Genomic DNA, 14,907 nt, shown 5'->3' on the forward strand with positions numbered 1-14,907 from the left:
CCACATTGGGTCCGGATGGGGGCGTGTGTCGTCCACCCGGTTCGTGACCGAACGTGGCGTTCAGTCACTCCAAGTGACCGAACGGCACGTTCGCTCACGAACCGGGTGGACGACACACGCCCCCATCCGGACCCAATGTGGCGTTCGGTCACTCTGAGTGACCGGACGGTACATTCGGTCCGAAATGGGGGCGTGGGGCGTAGGACGCGCTGGAGGCCAAGGGCCGGGCGGGTCAGGCGGGCTGGATTTCGGCTGTGTCGAGGACGGTGATGTCCTTGGTGCTGATTTGGAGGACGCGGGCGGTGGGGATGTCGAAGAAGAGCCCTGTGACCCTCAGTTTCCCCTCTGCGGAGGCGCGGCCGACGACGCGGTGTCGTGTGAGGGTCTGTAGCTGTACTGCGACGTTGACCATGGCGAGCTGGTCGCCTTCGGAGAAGCCGAGTTCTGCGGCTGCGCGTCCGACGGGGTGCCCGCTGCGGTAGGCCTCGAGGCTTGCGAGGCCGTGTTCGAGCCATTCGACGACGCGTTCGTCGCCTGCTTTGTCCGGTCCGGCGAGGACAGCTTTCATCGCACCGCAGCCGGAGTGGCCGCAGACGACGACGGAGCTGGTGCCGAGGACGTCGACGCCGTAGGCGAGCGAGGCTTCCACCGAGGTGTCCTGACCCTGTGCGGGGATCATGTTGCCCATGTTCCGCACGGTGAAGAGGTCACCCGGTCCGCTGCTGGTGATGGTGTTGGGCATGACCCGCGAGTCGACGCAGCACAGGAAGAACGTGTCCGGGTCCTGGAATTCGGTGAGGCCCTGCAGGTGCGGCTTGATGGCCTCGGCGTGGGTCCGGTGGTACTCGGCGACGCCGGACAGGACCGGTCGCAGTGCGGGCGGGTTGTCGTCGACCGCACTGTCTTCCTTCAGCTGCCATGCCGACCACGGGGCCAGCGAGCCACGGACGCTTGCGAGTCCGCGCTTCGGCGGTGCTTCGGCTGCGGCTGCGAGCGAGGCGGATCCGTTCTCCTCGATCTGCACCGTGCCGCCACCGAGCTCGTGCTGACGTACCCATTCGTGCAGATGTTCGTGCACTGCGTGGTCCAGGAAGTCGACGGCAAGTTCCATGTTGACCTTGGAACCGCTTGGTACGGAGGACAACACGTGGGTCAGGCGAGGAAGCGACAGGAAGCTCAGCGAACCTTGCATGTGTACGCGCCAGGAACCGTCGACTGTCTCGTCGGCGTGCACGTGCGCCCACACGACGCGACGGAGAACCAGGAAGATGGCGAGCGCCAATCCGATCAGCACGCCCTCCAGCAGGTTCAGTGCAACCACGCCGAGAACGGTGACCGCGTACACCGCGATGTCACCCGTCTTGCGGGCAATCCTGATGTCTGCCAGCTTGATCAGCTGCACGCCGATCATGACCAGTAGACCGGCGAGTGCGGCGAACGGAACCAGCTCGACGACCGAGATGAAGAGAACGGAGAAGACCAGGATCCACAGACCGTGCAGGATCGCCGACGCACGCGACTTGGCACCGGCCTTGACGTTGGTGGAACTGCGCACGATCACACCGGTGACGGGGAGGCCACCTGCGGCACCGGAGACCATGTTGGCCGCACCCTGTCCGAGCAGTTCACGGTCGAAGTTGGTGCGCGGTCCGGTGTGCATCTTGTCCACCGCGACGGCGGACAGCAAGCTCTCCACGCTGGCGATCAACGCGATGGTCAGAACACCGGTGGCGACGCCTGCCCACTGGCCTTCGGGAAGCGCGGGGAGGCTCAGCGCCTCGATCAGGTTGCCTGGCAGATCGATTCGTTCGACGTTCAGATCGAGAACAACGGACAAGGCGGTTGCCGCGACGACGGCCACGAGTGCACCGGGCACCTTCGACACTGCACCCGGCAGCCTCGGCCACAGCAACATCAACGCGATGACGACGCCACCGACGAGGATCGACGGCCACTGGCCGTCGGCAACCGACGTGGGGATGGCCAGCAGATTCTCGACCGCGGAGCTCTCGGATTCACCACCGAGCAGAACGTGAATCTGTTGCAGCGCAATGGTTACACCGATTCCGGCAAGCATGGCATGCACCACCACCGGCGAGATGGCGAGCGCGTGCCGGGCAATCCGGCTCAGACCCAACAGGATCTGCACCGCACCTGCACCAACGGTGATGAGGCACGTTACGGCCCAACCGAATTGATTGACGAGCTCGGCCACCACCACGGTCAGACCTGCGGCCGGTCCACTGACCTGCAAAGGCGATCCACCCAGTGCGCCGGCGAGAATGCCGCCGATCACGGCTGCGATCAGCCCGGCCATCACGGGCGCACCCGATGCAACTGCGATACCGATCGAAAGTGGCACCGCCACAAGGAATACGACCAGCGATGCCGGTACGTCGAACTTCAGAATGCTCCCGATCCGAGATGGAGACTCGGATCCTTTCGTTGATGACTCGCTGTCCGATGAGTCTTTGTCGACTGTCGTGGTCACGGCAGGTCCTCCGGGCGTCTAGGCGTCTGGTCGGTCGTTTGCGCGTCGCGTACGCACATCTGTGTGCTTCTGTCGCCCCTCGTTAAAGGGTACGCAAACCTTGGGTCACACGCCCGTGATGAGAGTCTCCTCACAATTGAAAACCGTTGCGGCAGTGTATTTTTTGTGACAAACCACGAAAAAAGCCCCACGAACCAAGGTTCGTGGGGCTTTTCCCAGCCGTATCGGGCCAGAAGCTTGAATCAGCTTCCGACGACCTCCAGCTTGAACTTCGCAGCCACATCGGGGTGCAGGTTCACGACGACGTCGTGCTTGCCCGTTGCCTTGATGTGAGCCTTGGGGAGATCGATGCTGCGCTTGTCGACGACCGGTCCGCCTGCTGCCTTGATGGCAGACGCGACGTCCGAAGCCGTCACGGAGCCGAACAGCTTGCCCGAGTCACCTGCGGTCTTGACCGACAGGGAAACCGACTCGAGTCCTTCGATGGCCTGCTTGAGCTCGTTGGCGTGCTCGAGGCCGCGAACGGCGCGAGCTTCCTGAGCGCGGCGGATGCCTTCGACCTGCTTCTGGGCTCCGCGGGTGGCCTGAATGGCCAGTCCACGGGGCAGCAGGAAGTTGCGGCCGTATCCGTCCTTGACCTCTACGGTGTCGCCGGGCGCACCGAGGTTGTCCACATCAGCGGTGAGGATCAGCTTCATGATGATCGCTCCTTTCTTATCGTGCCGTCGCGGCGTAAGGCAGCAGAGCTACCTCACGCGAGTTCTTCACGGCAACGGCCACGTCACGCTGATGCTGGACGCAGTTGCCGGTGACTCGACGCGCGCGGATCTTTCCGCGGTCGCTGACGTACTTACGCAGCAGCGTCGTGTCCTTGTAGTCGATCTGTGTGTTCTTTTCCTTGCAGAAGGAACACGCCTTCTTCTTGAGCACCTTGTCGCGCAATGGCGGTTTCGGCATGGTCTTTCTCCGTTACGTCTGGTTGTTCTCGATCACGAAGGATCTAGAACGGAGGCTCGTCGTCCCCACCGCGAGACCCACCGAAGGAGCCCGACGCCTGCGGGGCACTGCCCCAAGGGTCGTCTCCGCCGGAATTGGATCCCGAGTTGGAGTTCGAGCGTCCGCCGCCCGATCCACCCGAGGAACCACCGAAGCCGCCGCCTCCGCCACCTCCACCACGATTGGCCTTGTTGACCTTGGCGGTGGCGTAGCGAAGCGAGGGACCGATCTCGTCGACTTCGAGCTCGACGACAGTCCGCTTCTCACCTTCACGCGTTTCGTACGAACGCTGCCTGAGCCTGCCGGTCACGACGACGCGTGCCCCGCGGGTCAAGCTCTCGGCCACGTTCTCCGCAGCTTCACGCCAGATGTTGCAGCGCATGAAGAGTGCGTCTCCGTCTTTCCATTCGTTGGACTGACGGTCGAACGTGCGCGGTGTGGACGCAACAGTGAAGTTGGCCACGGCCGCACCGGCCGGGGTGAAACGAAGTTCTGGATCTGCCGTCAAGTTCCCGACGACGGTGATGACGGTCTCGCCTGCCATGGTTCCTCTTTCAGTAGTAAGTCTTTGTTGATGCCAGCCTAGAGGCGAGCAACGACAATTACTTGCCCTGTCGCAGGACCTTCGTGCGCAGAACGGACTCGTTGAGTCCGAGCTGGCGGTCGAGCTCGCTGACGGTGGCAGGCGCGGCGTTGATGTTCACAACGGCGTAGATGCCCTCGGCGTGCTTGGCGATCTCGTAGGCCAGACGACGCTTGCCCCAGACGTCGACCTTGTCGACGCTGCCGCCGTCCTTGCGAACGACGTTGAGGAACGTATCGAGCGACGGAGCGACAGTGCGCTCGTCCAGATTGGGGTCGAGAATGACCATCAATTCGTAATGACGCATAAGACCTCATCACCTCCTGTGGACTGAGTGAAAACGGCCGCGGACGATCCGCGGCAGGAGGGTCGTTGCGTCAGCAACCCTTGGAGGGTACACGGCCATGCCCTGACCTGCGAAATCAGACGACGGTTCCGACGACCGCCTCGGCTCGTCCTAGGCTTACCTCATGCATCCGGGTGGACGGTCGTCTCGTGGGCGTCGCCTGCCATCGGCTGCCGCGTCGACGTCGACGATGATCGTCCTGGTCGCGTTCTGTGCGCTGACGTTGATTCTCGGCTACCTCAACAAGGCCCGCTGTGCCGTGGCGCCGTTCTACGACAACGGCCGGAGCACGACGTTCGACTCCGTCAAGGACAGTTGGGTCTGCTACTCCGACATTCAGTTCCTGTGGCTCGGCCGCGACATCGACAACCACGTGTTCCCCTACCTTCACGGGGCGATCACCTCCAACGGGGTGTTGACGGGTGGAACGGTCGAGTACCCCGTGCTGAGCGGGGTGTTGATGTGGCTGGGTGCGGTACCGGCCCACACCGACGCCGAGTTCCTCCTCTACACGGCTCTGCTTCTCGCGCCGTTCGGGCTGATCACGGCCTGGATGCTGGGCCGATTGGCCGGCAAGTCCGCGTTGCTGTGGTCGGTGGGTCCACCGTTGGTCATGTACGCGTTCCACAACTGGGAACTGCCCGTGGTCGCGACGGCCGTCGGTGCAGTGTTCGTGATGAGCATGCGGATGTCGTTGCGGGTGAAGGCTGTTCTTGCGGCGATACTGCTGGGAGTGGGATTCTGTCTCAAGCTGTACCCGGGCGCCTTCGTCCTCCCACTCGCCGCGTACGTCGCGTACGGCGGCGCGACGGGCCGGGTGCCTGGAACCAAGTTGGACCTGCGCGGCGCGCTGTCCGTCCTCGCCGCTGCGGCAGGAACCGTCGTCGTCGTCAATCTTCCCTTCGCGGTCCTCGGATACGAGGGATGGAAGGCGTCGTTCGCGTTCCAGAGTCTGCGGCAAGCCGACATCACCACGAACTCGATCTGGTACTGGGGTCTGCGGCAACTGTGGGTGACCGACGCGATGACGGCGGAAAGTCACGAGCAGGCCGAGACGGCGTTCCAGAACACCGTCGACATTCTGTCGCCCCTTCTGGTGTTCGCGGCGTTCGGTCTTGCGCTGTGGATGGGTGTGCGTCGCGCGAGTACCGAGCACGTGTACCCGTGGGTGGCTGTCAGCGGATCCATGCTGTGCGGATTCCTGCTGCTGCACAAAGTCCATTCACCTCAGTACACGTTGTGGCTCATCCCGTTCTTCGTCCTGCTCCGAGTGCCGTGGGCTCTGGTCGCGGCCTACCTGGTGGCCGATCTGTCGATGGGCATCGGCGTCTTCCGGTACTTCGCCGCGCTCGCTCAGGGCACCGATGCGGGTACCGAGGAATTCTTCGTCGAATTCGGGGTCTGGGGTCGCGCAGTACTGCTGGTCGTCGCGTTCTTCGTGTTCGCGCGGGCCCGGCCCCGTTTCGATGCGTCCCGCCGCGACGGCGACGTCCCGGCGCCCGACGTTCCCGCCTCGTCGACGTCGTCGACATCCGCTGCTCCCTGACCGAGTCCTGACTTCTCCCCGTTCCACACCGCAGACGTAACGAACCGGTCGCGTTGTTCGACATTCGTCTCAGGCAGCCGAGTTCACCTCGGCTGAGACATCAGAGGTGGGGCAATGACAGTGGTTCCGGGGGCGACGACACCGCACATCGCGGCGGATGAACCGCATTCACCAGCAGCAGGGCAACCGCTGCCGGCGCAGACGTCGATGGGCAGCGACACCGTGCCCGACGCCGCGGCAGGTCGCCGACGGATCGGCCTGGTCGAGGACCACGAGTCCGTCGCGGTCGGTCTCCGCGCCATTCTGTCCGACGAAGCCGATCTCGAGCTCGTCGCCGTGACCACCACCGTCGACGAGCTCGTCGGACTCGGCCACCGGCTGGATCTCGTCGTACTCGATCTTCGGCTGGGTGACGGTTCGTCGCCGAGGTCCAACGTCGAGAGGCTGCACTCCGTCGGCGTGCAGGTCCTCGTCTACACCGGTGCCGAGAACCCGTTCCTCGTGCGTTCCGCCGCGAGGGCGGGCGTGCTCGGCGTGGTCCGCAAGTCGGAACCCGCCGCCGCGATCGTCTCGGCCATTCGCCGGGCAGCCGCAGGTGGTCAGGTGGTCACGACCGACTGGGCCGCGGCCATCGACGGTGATCCGCATCTTCCCGACGTCGGACTCAGCCCACGCCAACGCGAAGTCCTGGCGCTGTACGCATCCGGCGAGAAAGCTGCTCGCGTCGCTCGGCTGGCCGGGTTGTCCGAGCAGACGGTCAACGACTACCTCGTGCGTATCCGGAACAAGTACGCCGAGGCAGGCAGGCCAGCGCCGACCAAGACCGATCTCTACAAGCGGGCCGTGGAAGACGGCTGGCTCCCGATGCCGGAGCCACCCAACCAGAACTGACGGGCCACCGCGCCTGTACGTCATCTCGGTCACAGTGCACGCCGTGTACATGGTTGTCGTTTCAATGCCCCTAGTTTTCAGGGCAGACAAACCTGGCAGTCAACTGTGAAGATCATTTACGCGAATGGTTGTGCCAAGCCACAACCGCAGGAACCTCGGGGAGAATTCACATGACAGTCAGCATCGACGCTTCAGCCTTCGACGCTTCAGCCTTCGACGCCTCGGCCTCGGGTACGGGCAGCGGGCTCGGCAACGCAGCTCCGCGACGGACCATGTCTCTCGTCCCACCGCCCATCCAGCTGCCTCCGACCGGCGGATCGCGCGCAACCGGACCGTTTCTCCCTCGGCCCATGCTCACCCAGCGCGAGATCGAGGTGCTCACCGGCTGGATCAAGTGCGACTCCAAGGTCGAGGTCGCGAAGTCGCTGTTCCTGTCGCTGGGAACTGTCAACACTCATCTCACGCGTATTCGCGCGAAGTACGCCGCTGTCGGCCGTACCGCGTCCACCAAGGCGTCACTCGTTGCCCGTGCCCTGCAGGACGGCCTGATCGACATCGCCGATCTCTGACGCCCACCATCTGCCGAGCTCACGAATCAGCACAGCTCACGAATCAGCACAGCTCGCGGAACGGCGATCCCGGGAGATACTGATCCCACTCCTCCCGGGTGATCGTCGATCCTCCACCGGCGCAGATCCTTTCGACCACGTCCTCGGGATCGGTCCGCCACACTCGTAGGTCCTTCTCCGGTCCACCGCCGATCACTGCGGCACCGCCTGCGGTGAACACTGCGTCGTTGACGCGGTTGCCGTAGGCGGTCAGCGTCGCGAACGTCCGCGGATCGAACGGGTCGGAGATGTCCCACATCCACATCGACTGGCCGTCGACGCCTGCAACGAGTCTGGTGCCACTCGGATCGAACGCCACCGAATACACCGCCTCCCGCGGACCCACGATCTGGGCGACGTGGCGCGGCGTCGTCGGATCGGCGACGTCCCACAGCCGAAGCGTGTGGTCCGCACTGCCCGCGGCGAGCAGTCGCCCGTCGGGTGAGAACGCCGCTGCCTGCGCGTCGCCGGAGAAGCCCGCGACAGTCGACACCTTCACCGGGGCCGCCGGGTCGCTGACGTTCCACAGTTCGACCTCGTCGTTCAGCGTCGGAACGGCCAGCGTTCGTTCGTCCGGACTGAAGGCCATGACCTGCGGATTGTTGCCGACGTCGAAGCCGGACAGCCGCGTGGGCCGCGACGGATCGCGGACGTCCCAGAGTTCGACGTCGGGAGTGTTCTGCGGGGACACGGCCAACAGATCACCAGTACGGCCGAAGACCAACACGCCTACGAGCGAGTCGACGGCGGCGTGCGGGGTTCCGAGCGCAATCGGATTCTGCGGCGCCCGGACGTCCCACAGTTGGAACGCTCCCGACGACGTGCCACCGGCGGCCAACGATCCATCCCACGACAGCGCCGCCGCACCCGTCAGCGGGTCGGCGGTGGTCGGGGACAGCGGCCTCGCGGACGCGATCGGTCGGTCCGGATCTGTGACATCCCACAATCGAAGGCCGTCGCCGCGCGAACCGACGCCGGCGAGGACTCGTGTTCCGCTGCCGTCCGTCGGGTTGATGAAGACGGTGTCGGTCTGTCCTGGCATCACCGGTCCAGGCAGGGGCCAGACGCGGGTGACTCCGTCCTGCCCCGCCGTGATCAGAGCGGAATCGTCCGGTGCGTAGTCGACCGACATGACGACCGTCGATCCCGGCAATGTTTCACGTAGAACACCCGTCGCCGCATCCCACGTCTTGATCGAGTTGTCGGAACTGACGGCGGCGAGTTCCGATCCGGTGCCGTCGAATGCCACGTCGTTGACGTAACTGGTGAAGCCGGTCAGCGGTGCTAGTGCGGCGAGGCGACCACCGGGTTCGACGGCCCAACGCGCCACGTCTCGACCTGTCGTTCCTGCAGCGATCGTGCGACCGTCCGGGGAGTACGTCACCGACAGGTAGTCGTAGGTGCCGCCGTCCGACGGAATCTCGAAGGAGGTCGTGGTCAGCGCCGGCATCTCCCACACCTGCAACCCACGAGCCTTGCCCGCTGTGACCAGTGCCGATCCGTCCGGAGAGAACGCCACGGCATTCATCGGGACCGACGTCGCCGGAACGACGGCGAGAGTGGGCGCCGCCGGGTCGGCCACGTTCCACACCGAGACGGCGCCGTCGCCGGACACCAGCGCCAACGACGATCCGTCGGGTGCGAACGCCATCGCTTTCGCCGTCGTCGCGTCGTCGCCGACGGCCGACAGGAGCGCCGGCGAATCGACGTCGGCGATGTCCCACAGGCTTGTTCCCGACGCACCCGACACCGCCAGAGTCCGGCTCGTCGGCGCGAACGCGACGGTGAGCGCGCTGCCCGGTTCCCCGATGTCGACGGTTCCGCGGGCCCGAGCCGGTGCACCGAGCGACCACAACCGGACCGTGCCGTCGGCGCCCGCAGCCGCGAGAACCTCCCCGGTGGAATCGACTCGCGCGACGGTCTCGCCCGACACGCCGGGCAGCCGGACAGGAGCATGCACCGCGGAAGCGTCGAGCAGCGCCGATCTCGCTGCCGTCGCCGGATCGATCTCGTACGCAGCGAGGGCCAGATGAACCGACAGGCCTGGGTCGAGTGCGCGGAAACGCTCGGCCGAGCCCGCCAACTGACCCGCCAACGCGGCTTCGGCCTCGACGCGCCTGTCGTCCGCATCGCTGCTCGCCGAGAACGCGACCACCGCCGACACCACCGCCACGACCGTCAGCACCGCGAGCGCTGCGGTCAACACCTCGAGCACTCGCCGACGCCTGCGCTGCTGCGACTCGGTGTGAGCGACTCGCCTCTCGCTCGCGGCGAGGTAGTCACGTTCGACGACGTTGAGGTCACCCTCCCGGCCGCCCTCGGCGAGCGAATCGTGCAGGGCATCGAGGCGACTCGCGGGCAGAAGCACCGTCGAGTCGCGCCCACTGTGATCCCACAGCACGGCAGCGTCGGTGAGGCGGCGATGCACCAGATGCCACTGCCGGTCCCCGTCGATCCATCGGCGAAGCCGATCCCAGGCTGTCAGCAGCACCTCGTGTGTCACCGACACCGAGTCCTCTTCGACGGTGAGAAGACGCGCCGCCGCGAAACGCTCCACCACCACTTCGACGTCGGCGTCGGTGCCCTCCCCGCGGAGAAGTTCGCCGCGGTCCACGCGTCGACGCGTCAGGACGTCGTCCTCGATGTTGACCAATCGCACGAAGACCAGGGCCGCGGCGATCTGCTGGGCCGGGTCGAGCGACGAGTAGACGGCCTCGGCGGACTGGCCGACTGCCCCCGGTATCCCGCCGGTGGAGAAGTAGTCGTCGACGGTCATCGTCGGTCCCGTCGCCGTCGACCACGTGGCGAGCAGTGCGTGCGACAGCATCGGGAGTGCACCCTGATCATGGGCGAACACCGTGCCCGACGGCTCCATCTCGGACAACAAGGTCCGAAGCAGTGCGTCGTCGACGCCGATTCCGGCCTTGCGTGCAGGTTCGACGATGGCGTCCCGCAGCTGGTCCGGACGAAGGCGACCGAGCACGATCGGATTGTCGACGAGGCCGAGCCTCAGGACGTCCTCGGCCACCGCGTTCTGATAGAAGTCGGCGCGCAGACCCATCACGACGACGGCACCCGCCACCACCTTCAGCTGCACCGCAGCCAGAACGGCGTGCCGCCGATCCGCGCCGGCGAGCGTCCACAACTCCTCGACCTGGTCGAGGACGACGACACTGCCGTCCGTTCGGTCCGTCGGATCGGAACTCGTGGTTGCCGTCGTCGACCAGGCCTCGATGCCGGACAGTCCGGTATGCACCCGAGCACCGTCCACCCCGGCGCCGCCGAGGGACGCCGCCAAACCCGCCCGCAGTACCGACGACTTACCCGATCCCGATGCCCCGAGGACGAAGACGACCCCGCCCCCGTCGTCGGCGACGCGACGTACTTTCTCGCGAAGCTCGGCGACGACGTCGGACCGCCCGAAGAACCATTCCGCGTCCGACGCCTCGAACGATTCGAGGCCCTTGTACGGCGCCCGGCTGCGGTCGGGGCGCTTGCCCGACGCGGGGCGCACCCGGACGATGGCGTCCCACCACAGGGCTCGTTCGTCCGCGTCGCCGACGCCGCACTCGCGCAGGACCCTGTCGAACATGTCGGCGCTGGCGTCCATCGGAAGGTGTTGGCCGGAGAACCATCCGCTGATGGTGCCGTGGAGGGCGCCGGACAATTTCACCAGTTCTCGATACGTCTTGCCCGAGTTCTCCCGCACCGAGCGCAGGCCCGCGGTCAGTTCGGCCTTGGTGGTGATGGTGCGGGGATCGGGCTGGACCGCTGTCATGGCGGAACTATAAGCGAACGGTCGGTTTCACGGTGGTCGAAGCAGGTCTCGGTGTATTGACCTGTACGGACCCCCTGGTTGGGCTGGCCAGACGGCCGTCACGGCTACAGGATCGGACCACGGCGGTCGGGCGTCATCGATGTTTTCAGTGATGGTTTTTCAAGTCCGGGATTCTTCTCGTCTGGGGGTACTTTTCCGTGTTCGTTGCACCGATGCGTACGCACGCACCGACGTCTGTTTCATCGATCGGAGAACGTAGTAAGCACGTGTATCGCAGACCACCGCTCAGCGCGCGGGAAGTGGAAGTGATGATCGCCTGGTTCGCGTCGGACTCGAAAACCGTCGCGGCTGCATCCGTCCACATTTCCGTGGGAACCATCAACACTCACCTGACCCGGATTCGTCAGAAGTACTCCGCCGTGGGCAGGCCAGCACCGACGAAGGCCGCCCTGTTCGCGCGTGCGCTACAGGACGGCCATACGAAGCTCGACGATTGGTGAGGACTAGACGTGCATGTGCGTGTCGGTGCCTGCGGCTTCCAGCTTCCGGTTCCGTACCACTGAACTGATGAACGCCGCACCGATGAAGAACACACCGACCAATCCGGTGATGATCTCGTTGATGTGCACGCCGATGGACACCATCAGGATGATCGCCAGTGCACCGATCGCCCAATGCGCCCCGTGCTCGAGGTACACGTAGTCGCTGAGCGTCCCCTTGCGGACCAGGAACACCGTGATCGACCGAACGAACATCGCGCCGATGAAGCCGAGGCCCAGAGCGATGATGATCGGGTCCGCGGTGATGGCGAACGCGCCGATGACGCCGTCGAACGAGAACGACGCGTCGAGCACCTCGAGGTAGAGGAACAGGAAGAAGCCGGCCTTGCCGGTTGCCTTGGCAAGCTCGCTCGGTCCGCCCGAGCCCTCCTCGCCCTCTTCCTCGACGTGGAACAACTCGCCGAGGCCGTTGACGGCGATGTAGGTGATCATGCCGAGTACACCGGCAACCATGACCGTCGAGATCTTCTCGTCCTCGGCGAGGAACTCGGCCGTGAGGACCAGGATGATGCTGGCGACGACGACTGCGAGTTGATCCAGCCGGCCAATCCGCGCGAGTGGCTTCTCCAACCAGCTCAGCCACGTGATCTCGCGATCCTCGAAGATGAAGCCGAGGAACAGCATCAGCAGGAACATGCCGCCGAACGCCGCGATCTGTGGGTGCGCGTCCGTCAGAAGCGTCTCGTAACTGGGACGACCGTCGTCGAAGTACGCGGCGTCGTTCGGCGGCGGGTTGAGTGCGAGATCGATTGCGGCGACGGGGCCGAGACCCGACGCAGCCCAGACGATGACCAGGGGAAACAGCAGCCGCATACCGAAGACGGCGATGATGATGCCGATGGTGAGGAAGATCTTCTGCCAGAACTCGCTCATGCGGCGAAGAACGGTCGCGTTGATGACCGCGTTGTCGAAGGACAGCGACACCTCGAGAACGCCGAGGATCAGCACCAGGAACAGTGCCTGCCAACCGCCGTAGAGGAAGGCGACGATCACCGAAACGATGGTGACGCCTATGGACCAACCGAAGATGCGTAGAACCACGGGCGTGTGGCCTTTCTGTAGCCGGCGCAGGTATTGGGACGAACCGGGCTGTGTCTACACACGACAAACCCCGCCTCAATCATGAAGGAAGAGGCGGGGTAGTCCCAATCTTGACCTGGGCTTTACTACACGTTTACTCCGAAATCGCGAGCGATTCCGGCGAGGCCGGACGCGTAGCCCTGGCCCACTGCACGGAACTTCCACTCGGCGCCGTTGCGGTAGAGCTCACCGAAGACCATGGCCGTTTCCGTCGACGCGTCCTCGCTGAGGTCGTAGCGCGCCAACTCCGACTGATCGGCCTGGTTGATCACGCGGATGAACGCGTTGCGGACCTGACCGAACGACTGCGAGCGTGCGTCGGCGTCGTAGATCGACACGGGGAACGTGATCGTGTCGACGTTCGGCGGCACGGCGGCGAGGTCCACCTTGATCTGCTCGTCGTCGCCATCGCCTTCACCGGTGGTGTTGTCACCGGTGTGCTCGATGGAACCGTCGGGGGACTTCAGGTTGTTGAAGAACACGAAATGCTGATCGCTGAGGGCCTTCTTGTCGGCACCGAGCGCGATGGCGCTGGCGTCGAGGTCGAAGTCCGTTCCGGTCGTCGATCGGATGTCCCATCCGAGGCCGACCGTGACTGCGGTCAGGTTGGGAGCTGCCTTCGTGAGTGAGACATTGCCGCCCTTGCTGAGGCTGACGCCCATGACTTTCCTTTCGCCGTGAGTTCCCCTACCGAGGAACACCGTAGTGTCTCGCGTGCCCGATTGGTCACTTTCGTCTTCGGTTCACAACGCTAACGCGCACCACACACCGCGAAGTTCCCGTCAGTACTATCGGGCTGGTGACAAGTCGCCGACCTGGACTCTTCCGCCGCTCGGGCGAGTCGGATCCGCGTGCGCGCGAGGCCCACGCATCCCAGGCACAGAGCACGGCCGTCGCTGCCTTTCTCGATATGGACAAGCGCCAGTCCATCGCGTCGTCCGGCGTCGACGCCGTCCGGTCGATGTACCCCGATCGGGATCCGACCACCGCGTGGGCACCGGCCGAGAAGGCCTGCTTCGACGCAGGCGCGGCATACCTCGCGGCGATGGAACAGTACGACGGCATCGAGACCGGACCGGCCCAGGCTGCGTTCCAGAACGCCGCCCACCTGCTGGGCGAAGCAGCCAAAGCCGTCGACCGGTTCTACGCGGCCCATCGCGACGACCTCGAACAGGCACGATCCGCGCTCGCCGCGACACCGCGATTGGCTCAGGACGCCACAGCGCTCGCCGAGAAGGCTCAACTGGCCGTCGCGTCGGCCGATCCTGCATTCGTCGACTACCCCTCGATTCGCTCGGCGTGGCGCGGCGTCGACACCGCGGTCGCTGCCCTCGACGCCGCGATGAGCTCGAAGGACGCCCCGCGAGCCCGTACCGCCGCGGCGGCGGTGCGGGAAGCCGCCGAAGAACTGGAATCCGCGGTTGCCGCAGCACCGGGCCGCGTCGCCGAGGCCAGAGCCGCGCTGACGTCGGTGAAAACCAGAGTCGAAGCGGTACGCACCCGATTCGATCGTCTCGCCCCCGCGTTCTCCGCGTTGCTACGCGAGTTCAACGTCGCCAGTTCCGCGGATCTCTCGCACAACGAACAGCACAGCGCCCGGCACATCGAGCAGGCCGAGGAGGACCTGTCCGCGGCCCGCGCGTCGTTCTCCTCGTCCAACCCGGAGCAGGCGCTCGAGTACATCGCCCAGGCGCGTAGCCACCTGTCCGACGCCGAGGAACTGGTCGACGCCGTCACCGATCGCCTCGAACTGCTGCGTGAGGTGAAGCTCGACTCAACGGGCGAAGAACGCGCGGTGCGCTTCAAGTTACGAGATGCACAACAGCTCGCCGTCAATCGTTCCCTGGTTGCCGAATGGGGGTCGGTGTTGGATGCTCAGCTGGCTCGAATCGACCGTGCAACCGCAACGCTGACAGGAACACACCCCGACTACTGGTCCTACCTCCAGGACCTGAGAAGTATTTCCGGCTTCATCTCCGGGGTGATCGACCGAATGCGCGGCTCGGCTCGCTAGATCACCTGTCACTA

13 protein-coding genes are annotated in these 14,907 nt (G+C 65.1%); 5 read left to right on the forward strand and 8 right to left on the reverse strand.

The genetic code is table 11. From position 1 onward, the window contains the following. Window positions 1–232: 232 nt before the first annotated feature. From CH290_RS22585 to rpsF, 5 genes are all read right to left on the reverse strand, one after another. Window positions 233–2,491, reverse strand: coding sequence for a SulP family inorganic anion transporter (locus tag CH290_RS22585; RefSeq protein ID WP_033189499.1), 2,259 nt, complete (start codon window positions 2,489–2,491; stop codon window positions 233–235). 242 nt (window positions 2,492–2,733) lie between these two features. Next, window positions 2,734–3,189, reverse strand: a complete 456-nt coding sequence (gene rplI / locus CH290_RS22590; protein ID WP_019665162.1) for a 50S ribosomal protein L9 — start codon at window positions 3,187–3,189, stop codon at window positions 2,734–2,736. Between the two features lie 16 nt (window positions 3,190–3,205). Continuing rightward, window positions 3,206–3,448 (reverse strand): 30S ribosomal protein S18, encoded by a 243-nt coding sequence (gene rpsR, locus CH290_RS22595; RefSeq protein ID WP_019665161.1) that lies wholly within the window; start codon window positions 3,446–3,448, stop codon window positions 3,206–3,208. Between the two features lie 43 nt (window positions 3,449–3,491). Beyond that, on the reverse strand, window positions 3,492–4,031 hold the full coding sequence (locus CH290_RS22600) for a single-stranded DNA-binding protein (protein WP_019665160.1): 540 nt from the start codon (window positions 4,029–4,031) through the stop codon (window positions 3,492–3,494). Window positions 4,032–4,089: 58 nt separating this feature from the next. Further along, entirely contained in the window at window positions 4,090–4,377 is a 288-nt protein-coding gene (gene rpsF, locus CH290_RS22605; protein WP_026347802.1) for a 30S ribosomal protein S6, read from the reverse strand. A gap of 163 nt (window positions 4,378–4,540) precedes the next feature. On the opposite strand from rpsF, the gene CH290_RS22610 reads away from it, so the two are divergent. The 3 genes from CH290_RS22610 (at window position 4,541) to CH290_RS22620 (ending at window position 7,422) form a co-directional block, all read left to right on the forward strand. Then, window positions 4,541–5,962, forward strand: coding sequence for a glycosyltransferase family 87 protein (locus tag CH290_RS22610; protein WP_371828039.1), 1,422 nt, complete (start codon window positions 4,541–4,543; stop codon window positions 5,960–5,962). 207 nt (window positions 5,963–6,169) lie between these two features. Further along, window positions 6,170–6,853, forward strand: a complete 684-nt coding sequence (locus CH290_RS22615; protein WP_170947527.1) for a response regulator transcription factor — start codon at window positions 6,170–6,172, stop codon at window positions 6,851–6,853. Between the two features lie 170 nt (window positions 6,854–7,023). Further along, window positions 7,024–7,422 carry a response regulator transcription factor gene (locus tag CH290_RS22620; protein WP_019665156.1) on the forward strand — a complete coding sequence of 133 codons (399 nt, stop codon included), beginning with the start codon at window positions 7,024–7,026 and terminating at the stop codon, window positions 7,420–7,422. Window positions 7,423–7,465: 43 nt separating this feature from the next. Here the strand turns inward: CH290_RS22620 and CH290_RS22625 are convergent, their stop codons facing one another. After that, window positions 7,466–11,239 carry an nSTAND1 domain-containing NTPase gene (locus CH290_RS22625; protein ID WP_033189497.1) on the reverse strand — a complete coding sequence of 1,258 codons (3,774 nt, stop codon included), beginning with the start codon at window positions 11,237–11,239 and terminating at the stop codon, window positions 7,466–7,468. Between the two features lie 266 nt (window positions 11,240–11,505). Here CH290_RS22625 and CH290_RS22630 point away from each other — a divergent pair, with 266 nt between their 5' ends. Then, window positions 11,506–11,739: a LuxR C-terminal-related transcriptional regulator gene (locus CH290_RS22630; RefSeq protein ID WP_020110433.1), complete on the forward strand. Its 234-nt coding sequence runs from the start codon at window positions 11,506–11,508 to the stop codon at window positions 11,737–11,739. Between the two features lie 3 nt (window positions 11,740–11,742). Here CH290_RS22630 and CH290_RS22635 read toward each other — a convergent pair whose 3' ends face one another. Then, entirely contained in the window at window positions 11,743–12,840 is a 1,098-nt protein-coding gene (locus tag CH290_RS22635; protein ID WP_019665153.1) for a DUF475 domain-containing protein, read from the reverse strand. A 125-nt stretch (window positions 12,841–12,965) separates the two neighbouring features. After that, entirely contained in the window at window positions 12,966–13,541 is a 576-nt protein-coding gene (locus CH290_RS22640) for a TerD family protein (protein ID WP_019665152.1), read from the reverse strand. A 248-nt stretch (window positions 13,542–13,789) separates the two neighbouring features. Here CH290_RS22640 and CH290_RS22645 point away from each other — a divergent pair, with 248 nt between their 5' ends. Then, a complete protein-coding gene (locus CH290_RS22645) occupies window positions 13,790–14,893 on the forward strand; it encodes a hypothetical protein (RefSeq protein WP_033189496.1) in 1,104 nt (367 codons plus the stop codon). The last annotated feature ends 14 nt before the right edge of the window (window positions 14,894–14,907 follow it).

Source organism: Rhodococcus sp. 06-156-4 (assembly GCF_002259345.1).
Taxonomy (GTDB): Bacteria; Actinomycetota; Actinomycetes; order Mycobacteriales; family Mycobacteriaceae; genus Rhodococcoides; species Rhodococcoides fascians_E.